The organism is Ferrigenium sp. UT5 (assembly GCF_045866295.1).
Lineage (GTDB): Bacteria > Pseudomonadota > Gammaproteobacteria > Burkholderiales > Gallionellaceae > Sideroxyarcus.
The window spans coordinates 1-2,811 of record NZ_BAAFRY010000048.1 but is presented as its reverse complement, the minus strand read 5'-3'; the positions used below and the strand labels follow the sequence as shown (position 1 = coordinate 2,811).

Below are 2,811 nucleotides of genomic sequence, written 5' to 3'. Positions count from 1 at the left end.
AATGCGATGACGAGTGGATGAGCGGAAAAATCTATTTGAACATGAACACCTGATGCACGACCTCAAGAATTTTGCTCGTGAGAACTTTTACAGAAAAGGTGTTGCACAATCTATGGGATTTCAGGTTGGTTTGATATGCCAGTAGCGCCTGGCGACGATCTTCCTCACGAGGAGGAGAGAACATAGACGATAAAAACGGTCGCGGCTGCGCTCAGAAAGTGCAGACGTAATCGTTCTTTGGTCGTTCTGGAAGTTTGATACTGCGATTGCCCGAAGGCTGGTTGGAATGCCCTGAGTCTTTATAGCCCGAGGCGGCAGGCGTCTTGTGATTCTATCTACTTGACGAATTGTGTAAAGATACTGCGGGCTAAACATCTCCACCCACCAGAAAATCCGGAGACTAAAAAATCAGCCTTCCCCGCTCAGAGCTCTAAACCCACCGGAAAATCCGGATACCCGATTCTTTACATACCGTTCTACCACACTCCATTCGCCTCGCTCCCCAACTGTCGCTACATAATAGCCGTCCGTCCAAAACTGCCCGCCCCATAACTCTCTTTTCACACTCGGCTTCGCTCGGAATATCTCCCGTGCTGTAAGAATTTTGAATACCCGTACTATCTGCCACGGCGCTACCTCCGGGTGCGCCGCGCACAGTATGTGGATGTGATCCCGGTCACATCCAATCTGCTCAAACTCTATGTCGTAACGTTCTTCTATTCCTCGCGCCGTCTCAACAATAATCCGCTCAATTTCCTCATCCAGTAATGCTTTCCGATATTTCACTGGAAACACGATGTGATAGTAGATTTGCCACGCGTAATGGCTGCTCTTCTTGACCCGTCCTTCTTCCATCTCTTCATTTTGGCCTGCGCTGTCCCCGCAGCAAGACTGCGGGGAATTACAAGTTGATCATCCTGATGACGTAGCTGTTGTCCACTCCCTCCCGGGCCGCCTGTTCGCGTATGGTTTTCACATCGCCGAATTCCAGCATGGCCAGCCAGTTCACAAACCCCCATCAGACTTAGGTCTACTACCTGAACTAGAGAAGGCGCTCAGATGTTTCATCTTGAGGGGCACCTGTGTGTCGAAAGTAACGGTTCGAGAATGCTGAAACCGGACCTTCCAGCAAGCTGCACCGACAGCCTTTTCAGCAAACCGCCACAGTCCGCTACGGTTAAGGGTTGTCGGACATCAGCCCATCGACTGCTGCGTGTTCAGGAATGACAGCCCGTTCCGGGCTGATGTCCGACAACCGCTCCAAGGAGGAAACCGCGTGAGTTACTGAGAGATAGCTTGTCGTGATAAATCAGTTGAAATGTTTGCGCAGATTCGCGAATCGGAGCGGCATCGGATTTTTTGCCCCGGTGGTGGCCATATACCGGATGCTCAGAAAGCACCGACTCGATTTCGTGAAACAGATGCGTGTTGTTTATCAATATGCGTTCTGGAAGGGTTGAATGCCCTTCCCCTTATCGCTTAGGGTCCAAACCAATCGATTGCCACAGGAATGCATACGATACCTCTCGCCTGCCTTGAGCCTTCGCCTGACGGCGCTCACTCTCTTCATAGGATCGCAGCAAGCCCGTTACACGCTCGATACCGGCAGGTGTATTTATCGCCTGCCTAGGCGTGCGGCCACCCAAATCGGGGATGGATTCATCGGCCCAATTGGCATACAGACGATGAAGGGTTTGTTCGATCAGGTCCACCAGCGCGTCGGCAGGAATGTCGGTTGGCATCAGACTTCCGCGACCGGCTCCCTCCGGATCGAGATTCTGCATCATGCCGATCGGGTCGGAAAGCACGCGTCCCAAAAATTCAACGGAATCCCCGGCCAGTTTATCGAACCACTTCCTCCCCTTGTCAGCTTCAGCTAGGTTCTTGTGGAACAGTTCGATCTTGTCGGCTCCGTCGCCAATGTTGATCGTGGTGCGCGGACGGGTCAGCCCGTCTTCGCACTTCTTGGTACGCGTCCAGCCCGCAGTCCGGTGGCCATCAACATCTCTCTTCTTGGCCAGTGCCTGTTCAAGCGCATCCCAATCCCTGACTCGGTAATGATCTGTAACCAGCAGTATCGGTTCGCCTGATTGTGCATCCACGATGCCTGGCATCTGCCGAGGACGGACATATTGTTCCAGCCATTTTTGGCGGATCACAAAACTGAAGAATTCCGGCAGATCCGGCTCCATTCCGAAATTTTTCTGGGCATCGCGCATGATTTCCAGAGCAGATACAGCCGAGATGCGCGATAAAGGATAGGCACATCCCGACATTTCGTAACGCCCATCCGTTGCCATGATCCTTGCGGCAAGCTGGGTGCCGATAAGTTTGGGATTGCTGCCGGACTTTTCCATGACGATGATTGGCTCGGCATTATGGTCGAGGGCATCACACAGGGTCATCTGCTGTCCGGCGATGACATCGGTCACGTCATACAGACGCAAGGGACGCTCTGACAACTGCTGCAGCCACTGCCGTTGCGGTACGGTAAATAGAGGGCCGCCCATTCCGAGCAATACGTCGATCACCCGCTGAGGCTTGCCTTTGACATCAATGCGGCCATCCGCAATGAGCCACTCTGTCGCATTCAGCTGGATGCCATGCCATGTCTCAGCATCCAGCGCATGGAGCGTCTTTTGCTCATCGTGGGATAAACGATCAGAGAGCACCTCGTTGATGGCGTCCATCACTGCATGCCGGGTCAAGTCCAAAATTTGCTGTAAATTCGATTCAGTAAATCTGCTTTCTCTCACCCGTTGAGCGCAATTACCTTGCTATCTTCGGGCGGGTTTTTTCTGGCTGCTGCCC

2 protein-coding genes are annotated in these 2,811 nt (G+C 52.8%); both read right to left on the bottom strand.

All coding sequences use genetic code 11. The features are described 5' to 3' along the window. Nucleotides 1-408: 408 nt before the first annotated feature. Nucleotides 409-855 (bottom strand): IS200/IS605 family transposase, encoded by a 447-nt coding sequence (tnpA, locus tag ACKTSJ_RS11000; protein ID WP_407900196.1) that lies wholly within the window; start codon nt 853-855, stop codon nt 409-411. Nucleotides 856-1,472: 617 nt separating this feature from the next. Continuing rightward, on the bottom strand, nt 1,473-2,690 hold the full coding sequence (locus ACKTSJ_RS10995; RefSeq protein WP_407900194.1) for a zinc chelation protein SecC: 1,218 nt from the start codon (nt 2,688-2,690) through the stop codon (nt 1,473-1,475). Between the last annotated feature and the right edge of the window lie 121 nt (nt 2,691-2,811).